This window comes from Roseburia sp. AM51-8 (assembly GCF_003478275.1).
Classification (GTDB): domain Bacteria; phylum Bacillota; class Clostridia; order Lachnospirales; family Lachnospiraceae; genus Pararoseburia; species Pararoseburia lenta.
This window is the reverse complement of record NZ_QUEY01000001.1, coordinates 326,885-344,154: the sequence shown is the minus strand read 5'-3', so window position 1 is coordinate 344,154 and position 17,270 is coordinate 326,885. Positions and strand designations below refer to the sequence as shown.

Here is a 17,270-nt window from a genome sequence, read left to right as displayed (position 1 = left end):
ATTATATCTGTTGTCTTCTATCGTGAAAATGTCATAAAGCGTCCTATTTATGTCATTTTTTATCATATCCGATGATTCTATCCCCAGAAGTCCCCGCTTTTTCATCCAGAGTAAAATTTATTTCTATATGCGATAACGGTTAAAGCAGGCATAGATCTCCTGTTTTCTTGGGATTGCCAAGCCTCCGGAAAGCGTACCGCGCCCTGCGGTAAATTGCATGCCCTCCTGCTCCAGTTTGACTTGCAGATATTCCACGACATCCGCAATACTTCTTTTCCCGTCCACCAGATTTTCTACGGCATATTTTAAGAGTTGTCCCAGCGCCGCTGTCTGTTCGCTGTCAATCAGTTGTTCTAAATAACGCAGATCCACGTTTTGTTTTCCCAGTGCAAAACCATCTACACCCAGTATCTTTACCTTAAGATGATCGCCGGCATCTTTGATCGCACCGGTCCGATAATCTCTGCGCTTGACGGCTCCATTTTTATCTTTTTCCATGATACGATGGAACACCGGATTTTCAAAAGGCTTTGCCACATCCGCTGTTATCGGAAATTCCCTGCACAAATCTTTTGCCTTTTGGGTGATATCCACCGGCTCATACTGATCCATCTGGATCACGGTGTCCGCAATATGGAAAAATGCTCCCGAACTCCCGGCAACCAGAATGGTCGAAATATCCATCTTTTCATAGAGTTCCCTTGCTCTTGCCAAAAATGGCGTGATCGGCTCCTGATCCGGACTAACAACCTTTTGCATAAAAGCATCCCGCACCATAAAATTCGTTGCAGAGGTATCTTCATCCAGCAAAAACAGTTGACTGCCTGCCTCGATTCCTTCTACGATTCCTGCCGCCTGGGATGTACTGCCGCTGGCGTCTTTTGTAGAAAAATCATGGGTATCCCTGCCATTTGGCAGATCATTGATAAACATAGAGATATCTACATTTTTGATGAATCTTCCATCTTCAGCACACAATTTGAGCGCCGTATCATCTGCAATGACATACTCTCTGCCATCGCCTGCAATATGATCGTAGACACCAAGTTCCAAAGCATTTAACAGAGTGGATTTGCCGTGATAACCGCCACCGACGATCAGGGTGATTCCCTGTTTCACGCCCATGCCCTTGAACTTTCCTTTATGTGGTAATTCCAAGGTGACCTGTAAAGACTCCGGCGATACAAATGCTTTAGCCCCCTTCATAGGGCGTGAAGAAATTCCGCTTTCTCTTGGCAGAATAGAACCATTGGCAACAAAAGCAACCAGACCTTTCTCTTTTAACTGCTGCCGGATTGCTCTCTGGTCTTCTGCCAGATCAATCGCTTCTTTTATCCGCGTCGCATCCAGATTTTCATAATACAGAGCCTTTTCCACGCAGACCGGCAGAAAATCAAAGAGGATCTTATCCAGTTCTCTGGCATTGATCGTTCTGCCATTTGCCGGAAAACCAATGGAAAAGCGCACGATGATCTCATTGGTCCTGACTTGGCATGCCGTCCGTCGCAAAACTTCCTGTCCCGGATGAGAAACCGAGATCAGCCCACTCTTACCGGATCCTTTTGCCTTAAAAGAAAAGGCATTGACCTGTCTTGCAAACTCCCGCACTAAAAGATCTGCCAGCCGATCTCTCGTCAAGCCATCTTTCATGGCAAAATCGGGAAATCCTGCCTTTGTTGCATCGATGGTCACACGCACATCGGACGGTGCCGCAAAAGGGTCGCCCTGCACATGATCGATATGTAAGATGTATTTTGGAAATCGATAACTGCCCTTTAAAGACTTATACTGCGGATAGGACTTGTGATCGATATTTCGTAATTGCTCTCTTAGTTCTCTGTCTGACTGCATGGCTGCTCCTTACTTTACCCGATTGAATTTATCCATCTCAACTTCCACTTCCGGGATCTTCTTGACCTGCGGATGGTCGTAGATAACGCCATCTTTTACTACCATCTCTACATGACGCAGAACAGAAAGATCCTCCAGCGGATTACCCTTGGTCACGATCATATCTGCACATTTGCCGACCTCAATAGATCCTGTGACATCACCAACCCCGGCAAGTGTCGCATTCAAAAGTGTTCCGGTATAAAGAGCAAAGGCATTGGATACCCCACAATATTTTCCATAAAAATCCAGTTCTCTCCACATATCATACTGGGTCACAAACGGGCAAGCCGTGTCCGTACCAAGTCCCACCGGAACCCCTTGTGCCAGATTTTCTTTTGCCATTTCAATGATACCGTCAAAGACGACCTTACCATTTGCCTTCTGTTCCTTGGTCGCATGCGATACCTGACAATCAAAAAGACCATATGGCAGAGCCGGACACAGTGTTGCCACCTGAAAAGCACCGTTTTCTTTAAATAATGCTGCAATGTGCGCATCCGGTTTTGCCCCATGCTCGATCGAATCCACACCGTTTTCCAATGCTACGGCAACGCCCTTTGGACTCTCCACATGGGCAGCCACCTGAAAGCCCAGTTCATGTGCCCGGTCACAGGCAGCCTTTACATACTCCGGTGGCATACGAAGTACACCCGGTTCTCCGACCACTTCTGCATCCATGACGCCACCTGTGATCATCAGTTTGATCAGATCCGGTTTATCCTTTGCAATCACATCCACATAATCTCTTGCCTCCTCGGCACTATGCGCTATGTATGCCAGCGATCCCGCCATATGTCCGCCCGGAACCGAAATCGCCATACCACTGGCAAGAATACGCGGTCCGATACGTTTACCCGCATTAATCTCATCACGGATCCTTGTATCAAAATCAGCAATTCCTCCCACGGTACGGATCGTCGTCGTTCCACTCAAGAGTTGGGTCTTGGCAAAATTTGCCACCATAGCATGACCGACCGCACGCATAAGTCCTGAGGATGTGATCTGCTTGACAGATTTGACCGGGTCGATCGGCTTCTTTTTGGGTTTACCTGATCCTGCTAAATGCACATGCAAATTGACCAGTCCCGGCATAAGATATGCACCTTGCAGATCAATGATCTGAAAGTCCTGATATGCTTCCTTATCCTCTTTATCTACAATTCCTGTGATCTTGCCATCTTCCACCAAGACCACTCGATCTTTCTGTGGCACCATATCCTGTCTGCCATCCAAAAGAACTCCATCTACAAATGCTTCTTTCATTGTGCTCACCTCATATTTATTAAATCTAAAGTTTATTTCTATAAACCACACAAAATATATCTGTCTTGTATTGTAGCACTTTTTTGCTAAAATCTCATCCTATTTCACAATGACTGTGGTAAGATAGCCTGCATCCTCCTCCAAGACATCCAGACCGATCATGACCTTTTCGTTTTCCATACCACAATTTGCCACGGCATATACCTCCAGAGTTTTCCCTCTTTCCACTTCTCTTTGCAGTCCTGCCTTTAAGTGAGCCAGACTTTTTCCTGCTTTCATATAGATGCGGGTACCCGGATAATCTTTTGCATCTTCCGTATCATAGGATCCCGGGATCACATGGATCTGCTGATCCCGGTCTGCCAGTGAGATACCAAGTCTTGCCGCCACTGCCAGAAAAGAAGGAATCCCGCTGATGATCTTCGCCTCATAGCCCTGCGCCACCACACGTCTGTGGATATAATGATAGGTCGCATAAATACTTGGATCTCCGATCGTGACAAAGACAATATTTTCATTTTTCTTTAACCACGATATAATTTCCTTTGTATTTTGATCCATCTGTGCATCCAGAGCCTTCTGATCTTTTATCATAGGAAAATCCATATAAAGACAGGCTTTCTCTGCCAGTTGTGGTACTGCCTGCACTGCGATCTGATAGGCATAGCATTTCTCCTTTGTCTTTGCTGGCAAAACCAAAAGATCACACGCTTTTAATGCCCTACATGCTTTTATCGTTAACAATTCCGGATCTCCCGGGCCGACGCCCACGCCAACTAATATTCCTGCCATGCTTTTTCCCTTCGACACTCTTCTATAAAATGCTGCACAAAGACCGGATTGGATGGATAATACAAATGTGCAAAACCTAAAAACTGCTTTTGGTTTTCATGCACACATTCCCAGGAACGACCGCCCACCGGTTTTTTTGCTATACAATCCCTTCCATTATCACTGCTATCATAATAGTGAAATTCATGTCCACGGATCTGGTCTGCTTCCGACAAAAAATTGGTCTCTTTTTCTGTGATCCCCACATAGCCAAACCGTACCAGATGCCCTGTATAATGGCAGTCGCCGTCTACGACTCCTACCATCTTGTATCTTTCCCCCTCCTTGGTTTCCAATGTCTTATGCAGATACATAAATCCACCACATTCTGCCAGAATCGGCATACCCTGCGCCACTGCCTGTCGGATGTCCTGACGCATAGAAAGGTTTTCCGATAATTCCTTAGCATAAAGTTCCGGGTAGCCTCCCCCCAAGAGCAGCCCTTGGATTCCCTTTGGCAGATGCCCATCATCCATTGGAGAAAAATAGCAAAGTTCTGCACCCGCGGCTTCTAACAAACGCAGGTTGTCGGCATAATAAAAACAAAACGCCGCGTCTCGGGCAACCCCGATCTTTACTTTTGGAATAGCAGTATCTTGTCCTCCCATGCAGATATGTCCTATTTTCTCTCCCTCCAGATCAGCGGCTTGTCCTGCGATTCCCAGTAACGTCTCCAGATCGATCGTCTCTTTCATCTGATCTGCAATCCGTTCTAAGACCTCTTGCAGATCCCGGATTTCATCCGGCAACTGTAAGCCCAGGTGCCGGCTCTGAAATTGCAGATCTTTCCGCACAGGGAAGTATCCCAATACCGCCAGCCCCACTTCTTTTTCAATCATCCCTTTCAACTGCTCATAAAAGTTTACAGAACAGCGGTTTAAAATGAGTCCTTGGATCAGGTGACCTGTATCCATTGCCAGAAACCCCTTCACTTCTGCCAGAACAGACCTCCCCATGCCATGCACATCAATGACTAAAATAATGGGTGTCTGCAAGACCTTTGCCAGATGATAGGCGCTTGCTCTTTCCTCAATGCCACCCAGTCCGTCATACAGCCCCATGACACCTTCCACCACAGAGATCTGGCTTTCATTTTCTGCCAGAAAAAGCCCCCGTGTTGTCTTCTCATCCGTAAAATACAGATCCAGATTTTTGGATGGCACACCCAAGACACGCTCATGAAACAGGGGATCGATATAATCCGGTCCACACTTAAAAGCCGCCACGCTCTTGCCGCTATCCAAAAGCGCCTGCAAAAGTCCACAGGTGATCAGGGTCTTACCACTGCCACTGTGTGGGGCTGCGATCATAATACGATTGTGAGGATTGTTTTGTATTTCTTTCATATATTAAATCATCCTTTAATTACTCGTAAATTGAAAAGATACTATAGTGACCGGATTCTGTCCCATCATCATATGATAGTCTCCCAGAGTCTTGGCTTTGCTGATCTGTACCTGGGTAATGTCCAGATCCGTCACTTTCCATGTCTTCAGACAGCCCATAATCTCACTCAAGGTCTCCAGACTGATAGCATTGATGACAACACGCATAGATGGATTTTTTGCATACAAGTTTTTTAGGATGGCTGCCATATTTCCACGACTGCCCCCGATGAAAGCATGGGTCGGTTCCGGGAAATTCTCCATCCCTTCCGGTGCCATACCCTGCACCACCTGCACGTTTTTCAGTCCAAAACGATCCGAATTCTTCCTCGTCAAAGCAACCGCTTCTTCCACCGAATCTATGGCATAGACCCGGATCCCCGGCGACAACATTGCCATTTCCACGGAAATGCTGCCACTGCCACAACCGATATCGTAGCAGACTGCCTCCGGTGTCAGACGCAATTTTGCCACGGATAAATGCCGGATCTCCTCCTTTGTCATAGGCACCTTGGTACGCAGCATCCACTCATCCGAAAGACCTGCGCCCGAATAGATCGTCTGCGGCATATCATTATAAAGCATGCCCACATAAAGTCCCTCTTTTTCCAGAAGCAGACACTCTCTCGGTGTCAGACATAAGACATCTTCCTCTGCATAGGACAACTGATAGCCCAGATATATCTTTAACTGCGGTGCGTAGCGCATAAAAAGGCTTCCGATCTTTCTGACATCTTCCAGTCCCGAAGTCAGAAAGAATACTTTTTTCTCGTGCAGACCGATCCATAAAAGACGGCTGATCCATTTATCTTCCGCGACACCATGGGTAGAAATGATCTTGGCATCCTCCCATGAAGTCGGGATCTTGGATGCCAGATAGACCAAAGAGGAAATCCCCGGAATGATCTCCACAGAAAGCCCCTCTATATTCTGCAAAGCCTCATAGAGTTTCTTACAGCCACTGTAAAATCCGGTATCACCGGAAAATAGGATTGCAATATTTCCCCTCTTTTTTTCTGCAAGAAGTTCCTTTATTTTCGGCACAATATCCGCAGCCAGATAATAAGGATATTTTTCCACGCCTGCCGAAAAAGGCTCGATTATACGGCTTGCACCAAAAATATAATCTGCATTTAAAATCGCACCTTTTCCGCGACAGGTCAGATAATCTTCTGCCCCCATCCCGATGCCGACAAGAGCCACATGCATTTGCCCGTATGCCTTATCTGCTTCCGACAAAACCTCTGCCTCATTTTCCTCTGTCAGACCATCATCTGCTTGGAGCCTACAGCCCAGCAAATCTTCCAAGGCTGCTAAGATTTTTTTCTCATCATAGATCTGCCAGTTACCTGTATCAGTTTTCGGACGCGCGATCACATAAGACCTGATCCCCATTTTTCTGGCAGCCGAAAGTTTCTCTGCCATGCCACCAATAGAGCCACTCTCCTTTGTCACCATATGTTGAATGTCGTACTGCCTATAAATGGCAGTATTGATCTCCTCGGAAAAAGGTCCCTGCATGGCGATGATCTGATTGCCCTCCAGACCATTCTCATAGCAGAGGGACAAACTCTCCATCCCCGGCAGGACACGCACGATCAGACGTTTTCTCAGCCTTTCATCCCGGCAAAAAATATGCAGTTCTTTACTTCCTGTCGTAAGCAAAATATTCCCTTGCCTAGCAAGCAGTGCCTGACAGACCGCCTGACTGTCCGCAAAGACTTCTTCCTTTCCAAAGTCTTCCTCCGCATCCAGCCGTCGCTCCAGACGCACATAAGGAATCCCGCGGTTCCGCAGACTCTCTCTTATGTTTTCCGAAACGATCTTTGCAAAAGGATGGGTCGCATCGATCACCACATCCGGTCTGATGTCTGCATATAATTCCTTCATGGCATCGACATCCAATCGCCCCATATGCACCTGCATAAGTTCCGATGACTCCATGACCTGTACGCCATATTCAGTCGCCACACAGACATGGCAAAAAATCCCATTTTTCACTAAAGTTTCTGCCAACCGGCGTCCTTCCGTTGTCCCGGAAAAAATCAAGACATTCTTCATAGCCTATATCCTCTCGGTGTGACCAGATGGTCCCCATCTATCCTTGTTTTTTCATTTCCCACAAAGACTGTGGTAAACATATTGACCTGACACTCCCGCAATTCCGCCAGCGTACATACATGACTCTGGCATCCCTCACGTCCAATATTTTCTACATAGCCACAAGCGCGCATAGGATCGGCTCCAGCCGCCAACATGATATCGCAGGCACGTTTCAGATAATCTTTCCGTTTATGACTGGACGGATTGTAGATGGCAATGGCAAAATCCCCCTGGATCGCCGCCACCAGTCTTGCCTCGATCTTTTCCCAAGGTGTTAAAAGATCACTCAGACTGATCACACAATAGTCATGGTTTAAGGGTGCTCCCAGTACCGCCGCCCCACTGTTTGCCGCTGTCACGCCCGGAATGACCACCAGTTCAACCTCAGGATAGCCTTCTGCCATTTCAAACATAGGTGCCGCCATCCCATAGACACCGGCATCCCCGCTACAGATCATAGCTACCTGCTTTTCTTCCATGGCATAGTCGAAACATATGCGACAGCGTTCGATCTCCTGACGCATAGGGGTCGTCTTAAATTCCTTATCTGGGAAATGCTGGCGCACCAGATCCACATAGACCGTATAACCGATAATCATATCGCTCTTGTGCAATGCCTCCACAGCGTCACCACTCATGCCGCTGATACTGCCCGGTCCCATACCTACAATATAGATCACTTTCTTATTCTCGCTCATGGCTTGCCTTTCTTCTTACTTTGATACGTTCGTCTGCCAAGTTTGGATCCGCGGGATCTGCTTTGCCAAAGCAAAGGTCATACCATCCTTTGCCTGTTTTTTTACCAAAAGCCGTCCCCCCTGCCCTGCACATGCCAGTGCAGCCCGCTCACAGACATTGGATACACCTGTCACATGTGAGACAAAGGCAGACTCGGAAAACTGCCCGTCCACCTCTTGTAAGTCATCTGCCCCATAGGTATAAAAGGGCAGATGATAAAAACAAGCCAAGGTCTCCAAGCCCATTTCTCCCTGCTTTAAGTCAATACTTGCAAGGGCAGCCACCTGATCCATGGCAATTCCTTCCTTTTGCAATTCTTCCAAGGCAAACGTCTGCAAGGCTTCAAAAGACTTTCCCTTCTTACAGCCCATGCCAAGGACATAGGGTTTATGGATCAGTTGCAGGTCTGTTTCCTGTTCCAAGGGGTTGCACCCGATCCACAGATCAACATTTCCATCACCTGCCTCTACCAGATGCAGCCCTTCCGGCAGATCCTCCTTGAAAAAGGTAATCGCAGGATCAATGGCAAGCCGGATTTTTTCACCTTCCAGCAGCCTTTGGGAGATCCTGCGGATGCCAGCCCGGTCACAAATGCAAAAACCGTTTCTCCTTGCAAAGACATCCACGGCAAAGAGATCTTCCACGTCGGTCGCCGTTGTCAAAATAACCTCTGCCCCAACCCGGTCTGCTAAATTCCTCGCGATCTCATTGGCGCCGCCCATATGACCGGACAAGAGGGGAATGACGTGTCTGCCTCTCTGATCCATGACGATCACCGCACTGTCCCGCAATTTATCCTCGACAAAGGGTACGATCAGACGCACGGCAATCCCCGTGGCTCCCACAAAAAGAAGCGGTATGTGATAGGAGAACTTGTCCCTAATCCATGCCTCCCGCGGCATATCCCCATCATAATACAAAGGACTGATCTCCTTGCATTTTTCAAAAAGATCTTCTGCCGTCTTTTGCCCCCGCTTAGAAAAGGTCATCACCCCTAAGATCATTGTTTTTTCCTCCGATATTCGGTTTCAAAGTCCGGCGCATAAAGGCGGGATCTGGCATAATTGCTGTGTGCAATGACCTGCCCCACCAATACCATGGCGGTCTTTGAGATATGATTTTCCTTTGCTACCAGTGGCAGGGTATCCACGGTACAGACAAAAGATCTTTCCTCCGGCCAGGTCGCCTTATAGATCAGCGCCGCAGGCGTATCGGCAGAATAGCCACCGGCGATCAGATTTTCCCGCAGAGTATCTAACATACCGGCACTCAGATAGATTGCCATGCTCGCCTGATGCGCCGCAAGACTCCGGATCTTTTCTTTGTCCGGCACGCCTGTCTTTCCCTCCTGCCTTGTGATAATGAGGGTCTGAGACACTTCCGGCAGGGTAAATTCCAGATTCAGACCTGCCGCCGCTCCAAAGCAGGCACTGACTCCCGGACAGGACTCATAGGCAATCCCCAGATCATCCAATCGATCCATCTGCTCCCGCACAGCGCCGTAAATGCTGGGTTCTCCGGTGTGCAGACGCACCGTGTTAAGCCCCTCTTTCTCGGCATCCTCGATCACGGCAAGCACTTCCTCTAAAGTCATATAGGCGCTGTTATAGACCTTTGCGTCTTTTCTGGCATAACCTAAAAGTTCCGGGTTTACAAGCGATCCGGCATAAATGATCACATCTGCCTGCTCCAATAGATTTTTTCCGCGCACCGTGATCAGGTCCGGTGCACCGCATCCTGCTCCCACAAAATAAACCATTCTTCTATCCTTTCAGTTCCTGTAAAAGACTCTGTGCTCCGGGACTTTCTGCCAAGAGCCCATAATCTGTCGCATACATCATACATTCGATCTGCATCCCATCACCGGCACGCTTTCTCAAGTAAAATAAGATCCGCTCCATGGCACGCTCCATGGTCGCCTCCAAGATGCCTGCCTCCGACAGGAGTTTGACGCCTTCCTCCGTCGTGACTGCATCCAGAAGATCTTTTGCCGTCTTGGCATGACAGCCCGCATAAATAGCAGCCGCCGCTAAGAGTTCCATACGACAGTCGCCCTCTTTGGAATGGGTATTCATCATGCCGCCGGAAAGTTTAATGAGTTTGCCGATGTGCCCGGTCAAAAGCATTGCCTCAAATCCCATCTGCTTTGCCATATCTATAGTATCTCCGATAAAATTCGAGCACTTGACACTGCGATCCAGATCATAGTCATAGGTCTTTTTCATAAAATCCAAACCGTAATTTCCCGGCGAGACTGCCACTGCTTTTTGTCCCAAAGCCTTTTTCTGCCGCAGTTCGACCGCAATAGTGTCTTTGAGTGCCTGCGCACTCATAGGCTCTACGACACCGCTGGTTCCTAAGATAGATATACCGCCCAGGATCCCCAGTCTGGGATTAAAGGTGGATTCTGCCAGTTTCTGACCCTCCGGCACGGAGATTTCCACCGCAAGGTCTTCGTGATAATCCAAAACATGACAGACCTCACGCATTTCCCTTTCAATCATCTCTCTTGGCACATGATTGATCGCCGCATTTCCGACCGGCTGATCCAGTCCCGGCTTGGTCACACGACCGACGCCGATCCCGCCATCGATCAGTATCCTGCCCTCTGTGCCTGCCTCTTGCCCCTCCAAAAAAGAAACTTTTGCCACCACATGTGCCCCGGTCGTAATGTCGGGATCATCCCCGCCATCTTTTATGACTGCACACTGCACTGCCCTCTCACCGCGCAAAATATCCACAATACTCGCATGAAAGGTAATGCCCTTTGGCGTAATGATATCGATCTTTTCTTTTTTTCTCCCGGTCAAAAGCATATAGCAGGCCGCCTTCGCCGCGGCTGCCGCGCAGGAGCCTGTTGTAAATCCGTTTCGCAGTTTTTCTTCCAAAGACCTACCCTCTAATCTCTGATATTGTTGCTTGCCAGATAAAGCAAGGCATTGCAGATGGCAGCCGCAATATTGCTTCCACCCTTGCGCCCCCGGTTAATGATATATGGCACATCGCCGTCAAGGAACAATTCTTTTGCCGCCTCCACATTGACGAAGCCGACCGGAACTCCAATGATAAATGCCGGAACATAGGCTCCCTGCTCAATCATCTCGTGCAGTTCGATCAATGCCGTCGGCGCATTGCCTATAGCAAAAATGACAGGTCCGGGCAGTCTTGCCGCCGTCTCCATGCTGACAACCGCGCGCGTCACGCCGCGTTCCTTTGCCTCTTTTGCCACGGCTTCATCTGCCATAAAACAGTGTACCTGTCCGCCCAAACGAGCCAGAGTCTTCTTATTGATGCCAGCCTTAGCCATATTGGTATCGGTCACAATATGTGCACCACCTTTGATCAGTTCCAGCGCCTGCTCAATGGCTCCCGGCGAGTAGGTCATGGTCTCGGCATAGGAAAAATCGGCACTGGTATGGATAACACGTTTGGTGATCGGCACTTCTTTTTCCGGCAGAACGATTCCTCGCTCCTTCAATTCTTCCTCAATGATCTCAAAACTCCGCTTCTCGATCTCCTGCGGTTTTACGATTTCTATTTCCATCTGACTTCCTTCCCCTCTTTGACTGCCTGCATGGTCTCCACCAGGACCTGGTTTTCTTCCCGCCTGCGGATCGCTATGCGATAAAATCCCTTGGAGAGCCCGGCATAATCACTGCAATCCCGGATCAGTATCTTTTGTTTTAATAAGGCGGTATACCATTCTATGCTGTCTTCATAAAACAAAAGGAAATTGGCTGTCCCCGGATAGACTTTTGCGCCGATTTCCTGCAAACTCTGCGTAAGATACGCTCTTTCCCTTTCCAGAAGCTGCCTTGTCTGCGACAGATAAGTTCCATCTGCCAAGACCTGCATGCCCGCAATGCCCGCCCTCTGCGCAATAACAGAAACATTCCATTCACTCACCTGTTCCTGCACCTTTTTTGCATCCTGCTCCTTAGGACAGAACAGATAGCCCAAACGGATACCAGGGATCGCCATGCTCTTTGTCAGTGCCTGTAAAATAAAGATATTCTTTGTCCCGGAAGATGCCTTTAAGAAAGAATTGTCTTTACCTTCTCCGGTCAGTTCGATAAAGCACTCATCGATCAAAAGCCGAATATTCATGTGCCGGCAGAGCCATGCCACTTTTGTTAAAAATTCTTGTGACAGCATATGTCCACTGGGATTGCCGGGATTGGTCAGGATCACCAGATCCGGTGCTTCCGATCTAATGCGATCCAAAAAGGCCTCGGACAGGGCAAAATCCTCGTCCTCTTTGGTATCAAATAATGCAACATGACATCCAATACTTTTTAGGGCATAGGCATAGCCCGAAAATCCCGGTACCGGCAGGAGTGCCTTCTTTGGCATAAAAGCACGGGCAAAAGCAAGCAGCAGGTCAGATGCCCCATTGCCACAGACAATACATGCTGCGTCCTTTTGATAGACTCCGCCGATTGCCTGACGCAGTGCCTGACACTGAGGATCCGGATAGACCATGGCTTGCGTCAGCGACTGCTGCATGGCATCTGCTATCTCCTCCGGTATGCCCAGCGGATTGACATTGATTGAAAAATCCATATTCACTTCATTGCGATAACAATCTCCTCCGTGCATGCCGTTCCTTCCTATCATCTGCTATGTTCTTAAAATGCCAAGATCAGTCCCATGATCCCAAGGCACAGGAGCAGGCAAAAAACAGCCGCCCCATATGCCAGCCGGTTCATGCGCAGAATATCCTCATAGACGATCGCGCGTGTCGCATCCCCAAGTGTTGGCTTATTTACGATTTTTCCAAAATAAGAAGCGTCTCCCGCAAGCCGGATACCAAGGGATCCCGCTGCCATGGCTTCTGTCTGTGCCGAATTGGGACTGGCGTGCTGGTAACGGTCTCGTCGATAGATCCGCCATGCCCTTTTTGCATCATAGTCCTTGCCTAAGAAAACCGATGCCACCCAGAGGCATAAAGCACTGATCCTTGCCGGCAGAAAATTGACCAGATCATCCAGTTTTGCTGCGCATCTGCCAAAATCTGAATAGCGGTCATTCTTATAGCCCACCATGGAATCCATAGTATTGATTGCCTTGTAGGTGAGTCCCAGAATAGGACCGCCCAATGCCAGATATAGCATCGGTGCGATCTCTCCATCCGAAGTATTCTCCGCAACCGTCTCAATGGCAGCCTTGGCAACCCCGGTCGGGCTTAAATTCTTGGTATCCCTGCCAACGATCATAGATACCGCATATCTGGCATCTTCTAAGGTTTTATCCCGCAGGCATATATATACTTTTTTGCTCTCCTTGCAAAGACAGCGGAGTGCCAATGTCTGATAGGTCAAAAACATTTCCACCAGACATCCTGCCATAGGATGGATCCCATATGCCAAAAACAGAACAAAAGCCGTCACCAGAATAGTTGTTCCACAGACTAGTAGGACCAGTCTGCGCCCACATCTTCTTTTGTGCTCTCCCGATAAAGCCTTGGTATCTTCCTCGCCCAGATCATGCTTTTCGATGGCAGAGATCAGGCGGCCGATCCAGCGGACCGGATGGGGAAAATTGTAGGGATCTCCCATGATCAGGTCGAGGAAAAAGCCACCCACAAAGGCAATCATATGATAGATCAATCTTCCAACTCCTCTAAAGCATCCTGCATGCAGTTATCTTCTTTTAAGAGCGGCTTGAGATCCAGCAGTTTGCCGTCGTCATCCAGCGTCAGACGAAATCCTGCGCCATTGTTTACCATATATTTATAGTAGTCGTCATCAGCCAGTTGGGAAACGATGGACATGATCGTACCGCCATGAGCCACGACTGCCGATCTTTTGATCCCCTCTGCCTGCATATCGCCAAGTACCTGTGTGAAAGCATCCATGGTACGTTTTCCAAAATCCTTCATGGACTCGCCCCCCGGTATGCTGATCTTTCCGCGGGTCGCCACCCATAAAATATAAGATGGTCTGTTCTTTAATTCGGCATGGTTCTTTCCCTCAAAGACACCCATATCCATCTCGCGCAGACCGTCAACGAGTTCCGATGCCTGTCCCGGATAGATCAGTTCTGCGGTCTGTCTGGTGCGCTTCATTGGGCTGGCATAGACCTTTTCCACGGATGGATACCGCCCCAGGTTCTCTTTGATACCGGCGATTCCCTCCTCGGAAAGCGGCTGGTCTGTCCTGCCGATATAGCGCTTCTCCTTATTTCCCTCTGTTTTTCCATGACGGATCAATACGATCTCTACTTGATTTGTTGTGGTATCTGACATATGATTCTATCCACCCTTTCTGCTTTACTTGCAATCCCGATCAAAAGATTTCCGACCAGATCCCGATAGACGCGGTCTCCTTTTTGCAATGGCACGATGCCATTTCCCACCTCATCGCTGATGATGACAAGATGCCTGCATGCCCTGCAGATCGCCTCTATCCTATCCTGCATCTCATCCATCGTCATGCCCGCCTGCTGCCAGTTCCTGACACACAGATGAAAATGATCCCATAGGATGATATCCTGCGTCTGATCCCCGACCGTCAGTCTGCCACCCTCTGTAAGATCCTTTTCATCCAGACAGACGGCGTGCGGGTACTTTTTTTTGACATATGCACTTTTTCCCTGCGCCCTGCCACCAATGACAAGTTCCAGCCTTCCTTCCATTGCATTCTCCTTTTACTTTAACACAAGATAGATGCCGACCACAATCACGGACCACAATTCTGCCATACAGACAAAATAGCCCGCCAGATCTCCCGTGATTCCGCCAAACTGGCGACGGCTCATAAGATAATAATATAAAAACATCAATAGACAGGCTGCCGTGACCAAAATGCCATTCATACCGCTATAGATAAAAAGTGCGGTCACGACAAGAAGCATCTGTATCACCAGCCCGATGGATACGACCTTTGCACCGGAGGTATCTGCCTCGGTATAAAGGCTGCCCTCCTTTTTTGCTCCCGGAAAATGGATAACGGAAAGCCCACTGAGACAACGGCTGAGAAAAAAGGCAGCACTGACTGCGACCACAGCCTTTGTTCCCTCAATGACAGAAGCAAATCCAAGGGCAAGTAAGAGATATGATAGCAAGTGGATAACGGCAAAGGCACCGATATGAGGATCTTTTAAGATCTCCAATTTTTTCTCTTTGCCCTGATAGGAACTTAGAGCATCCTTGGTATCCATAAAGCCATCCATATGAAAGCCCCCGGTCACAAAGAGCGGCAAAAAAACAGCCAGCGCCACAGAAAGGATCTTTCCCACTCCCAGATAGCCTGCCAGATGATACCAGGCGATCTCCAGTCCCCCGATCACAGCACCAATCCAAGGAAAAAAGAGCAGATGGTAGCGCATATCTTCCGACGCCCATACGAAATGCGGCATGGGTATCTTGGAATACATGGAAAAGGCTACGCCTATGGCTTTTGCTATTTTTCGCATATCTGTCCGCCCTCACTTTCCTCCTGCTGGCTCTTTAATGTGACCGGAATACCGACCACCACTTCTATGACTTCATCTGCCATGGCTGCCAATGCCTGATTGATACCCCCCAGTGCCTTGATATAAGATGCCATGGCATCATCATAGTTTTCTCCATCTTCAAAGATATTATTGCTGACGATCACGCCATCTGCAGTCTGCTCTATCAGACTGCCTATATCCTTTAAAATCTTGTCTACCGTTTCTTTTTCATCCCTTATGCCATCTTCCGTAAACATTTCATTTGCCAGAAGATTGGAGACACATTCCAGCATCCAGGCATCCCCCGCATCCAGAGCAATCTCCCCTAAGTCTATCGGCTTTTCTATGGTAAGAAAGCCCTTTTCCCTGCGCATGGTCCGATGCTTTTCTACACGCTTTTTCCCTTCTTCGTCAAAGACGCGCATCGTCGCAATATAATGTTTCTTTTCTGCCTCCATTGCAAGCAGACGCTTTTCGGCATATGCGACTTACCGCTTCCGCTTCCACCAATGACGAATACGATCATATCTTCTCTCCGTATCTATGATAAGTCTCTACCCCTGCATCCGAAAAAGAATTAGTCTCATCATAGACCGCCTTTGCCATGGCAAGCATAGGTAACAGCATCATGGCTCCGGTGCCCTCTCCCAGTGCCATATCCGCATAAATGACCGGTGCCAGGGCAAGTTCTTTTATAAGCGCTATCGTTGCCGGCTCCCGGCTGGCATGGGACGCGATCAAAAAGTCTTTACTTCCGGGCAATAACCTTTCTGCTGCCAGGGCGGCTACCATGCTGATCAAACCATCTAAGATCAGCGGGATCTCATAGATGGCTGCCCCCATACAGGCTCCTGCCATGGCTGCAATGTCAAATCCGCCCACTTTGGCTAAGACTTCTGTAGCAGACGCCTGATAAAGATCACATCTTTCGATGGTCTCCTGAATGACCCGGATCTTTTTTTGTAACTTTACATCATCCAGCCCTGCCCCGCGACCTGTCACCTCCTCTGCCTTTTTCTGTAAAAGGGCGGCTGCGACCGCACTGGAAGTCGTCGTATTGCCGATGCCCATTTCCCCGATGCAGACATAGTCAAGATTATCGCACTTGCAGGCATAGACCGCATCCAATCCGCATTGCAGAGCCTGCCGCATCTGCGTCTCATCCATCGCCGACTCTTTGTAAAAGTCTCTTGTGCCGTGGGCTACTTTTTCATCAATGACATTGCAAAGCGTCTCCCTTGTATTGATCCCAACATCATAGACCCGGATCTGACAGCCCGCAAGGCTTGCCATACGACCGACCGCCGTCTGCCCTGCGGCAATATTTTTAGCGCAGGTCGCCGTCACTTCCTGTGGGGACTGGCTGATCCCCTCCGCAACAACGCCGTTATCCGCGCAAAAGACAAGTAAGCGTCCCACGTCAAACCTTGGCTCAAGCGTCTTTTGTATAGCACCTATCTTTGCAAGCATAGGTTCAAACTGTCCCATGCCATCCAAAGGCTTTGCAATGCCATCCCAATGCTCCATGACCTTATGAAAGATGTCATGATCCCAAGACGTCAATTTATACTCTTTTTCTAAGACCTCATCGATCCTTATCTTTTCTGTCTGCATCTTTTC

At 48.5% G+C, this 17,270-nt stretch carries 17 protein-coding genes; all 17 read right to left on the bottom strand.

The window, feature by feature from the left end:
* Positions 1-123: 123 nt before the first annotated feature.
* The gene (locus tag DW996_RS01715; RefSeq protein WP_118534688.1) at positions 124-1,851 is read right to left on the bottom strand and encodes an ABC-ATPase domain-containing protein; all 1,728 of its coding nucleotides are present in this window, start codon (positions 1,849-1,851) and stop codon (positions 124-126) included.
* 9 nt (positions 1,852-1,860) lie between these two features.
* Positions 1,861-3,156, bottom strand: coding sequence for an amidohydrolase family protein (locus DW996_RS01710; protein ID WP_118534687.1), 1,296 nt, complete (start codon positions 3,154-3,156; stop codon positions 1,861-1,863).
* A gap of 99 nt (positions 3,157-3,255) precedes the next feature.
* Positions 3,256-3,948, bottom strand: a complete 693-nt coding sequence (gene cobI / locus DW996_RS01705) for a precorrin-2 C(20)-methyltransferase (RefSeq protein WP_118534686.1) — start codon at positions 3,946-3,948, stop codon at positions 3,256-3,258.
* Positions 3,933-5,333: a cobyrinate a,c-diamide synthase gene (locus DW996_RS01700; RefSeq protein ID WP_118281007.1), complete on the bottom strand. Its 1,401-nt coding sequence runs from the start codon at positions 5,331-5,333 to the stop codon at positions 3,933-3,935. The genes cobI and DW996_RS01700 overlap by 16 nt, the downstream gene beginning before the upstream one ends.
* A gap of 15 nt (positions 5,334-5,348) precedes the next feature.
* Positions 5,349-7,433, bottom strand: a complete 2,085-nt coding sequence (gene cobK, locus DW996_RS01695; RefSeq protein ID WP_118534685.1) for a precorrin-6A reductase — start codon at positions 7,431-7,433, stop codon at positions 5,349-5,351.
* A complete protein-coding gene (cobJ, locus tag DW996_RS01690) occupies positions 7,430-8,173 on the bottom strand; it encodes a precorrin-3B C(17)-methyltransferase (RefSeq protein ID WP_118281005.1) in 744 nt (247 codons plus the stop codon). The genes cobK and cobJ overlap by 4 nt, the downstream gene beginning before the upstream one ends.
* Positions 8,174-8,188: 15 nt before the next feature.
* Positions 8,189-9,217, bottom strand: coding sequence for a cobalt-precorrin 5A hydrolase (locus DW996_RS01685; RefSeq protein WP_118534684.1), 1,029 nt, complete (start codon positions 9,215-9,217; stop codon positions 8,189-8,191).
* Complete coding sequence (cobM, locus tag DW996_RS01680; protein ID WP_118534683.1) at positions 9,214-9,972, bottom strand: precorrin-4 C(11)-methyltransferase; 759 nt, start codon at positions 9,970-9,972, stop codon at positions 9,214-9,216. Before cobM ends, DW996_RS01685 begins: the two co-directional genes overlap by 4 nt.
* A 4-nt stretch (positions 9,973-9,976) precedes the next feature.
* A complete protein-coding gene (gene cbiD / locus DW996_RS01675) occupies positions 9,977-11,089 on the bottom strand; it encodes a cobalt-precorrin-5B (C(1))-methyltransferase CbiD (RefSeq protein WP_118534877.1) in 1,113 nt (370 codons plus the stop codon).
* A gap of 23 nt (positions 11,090-11,112) precedes the next feature.
* Entirely contained in the window at positions 11,113-11,757 is a 645-nt protein-coding gene (locus DW996_RS01670; protein ID WP_118281002.1) for a precorrin-8X methylmutase, read from the bottom strand.
* Positions 11,748-12,812 carry a pyridoxal phosphate-dependent aminotransferase gene (locus tag DW996_RS01665; RefSeq protein WP_158575154.1) on the bottom strand — a complete coding sequence of 355 codons (1,065 nt, stop codon included), beginning with the start codon at positions 12,810-12,812 and terminating at the stop codon, positions 11,748-11,750. Before DW996_RS01665 ends, DW996_RS01670 begins: the two co-directional genes overlap by 10 nt.
* Before the next feature lie 29 nt (positions 12,813-12,841).
* Entirely contained in the window at positions 12,842-13,822 is a 981-nt protein-coding gene (gene cbiB, locus DW996_RS01660; protein ID WP_118534681.1) for an adenosylcobinamide-phosphate synthase CbiB, read from the bottom strand.
* Positions 13,819-14,460 carry a histidine phosphatase family protein gene (locus DW996_RS01655; protein ID WP_118280999.1) on the bottom strand — a complete coding sequence of 214 codons (642 nt, stop codon included), beginning with the start codon at positions 14,458-14,460 and terminating at the stop codon, positions 13,819-13,821. Before DW996_RS01655 ends, cbiB begins: the two co-directional genes overlap by 4 nt.
* Entirely contained in the window at positions 14,433-14,849 is a 417-nt protein-coding gene (locus DW996_RS01650; RefSeq protein ID WP_118534680.1) for a bifunctional adenosylcobinamide kinase/adenosylcobinamide-phosphate guanylyltransferase, read from the bottom strand. Before DW996_RS01650 ends, DW996_RS01655 begins: the two co-directional genes overlap by 28 nt.
* Positions 14,850-14,861: 12 nt before the next feature.
* The gene (locus tag DW996_RS01645) at positions 14,862-15,629 is read right to left on the bottom strand and encodes an adenosylcobinamide-GDP ribazoletransferase (RefSeq protein WP_118534679.1); all 768 of its coding nucleotides are present in this window, start codon (positions 15,627-15,629) and stop codon (positions 14,862-14,864) included.
* Positions 15,617-16,108, bottom strand: a complete 492-nt coding sequence (locus DW996_RS01640; RefSeq protein WP_334294511.1) for a bifunctional adenosylcobinamide kinase/adenosylcobinamide-phosphate guanylyltransferase — start codon at positions 16,106-16,108, stop codon at positions 15,617-15,619. The genes DW996_RS01645 and DW996_RS01640 overlap by 13 nt, the downstream gene beginning before the upstream one ends.
* 64 nt (positions 16,109-16,172) lie before the next feature.
* Positions 16,173-17,264 (bottom strand): nicotinate-nucleotide--dimethylbenzimidazole phosphoribosyltransferase, encoded by a 1,092-nt coding sequence (gene cobT, locus DW996_RS01635; protein WP_118534678.1) that lies wholly within the window; start codon positions 17,262-17,264, stop codon positions 16,173-16,175.
* Positions 17,265-17,270: the final 6 nt, after the last annotated feature.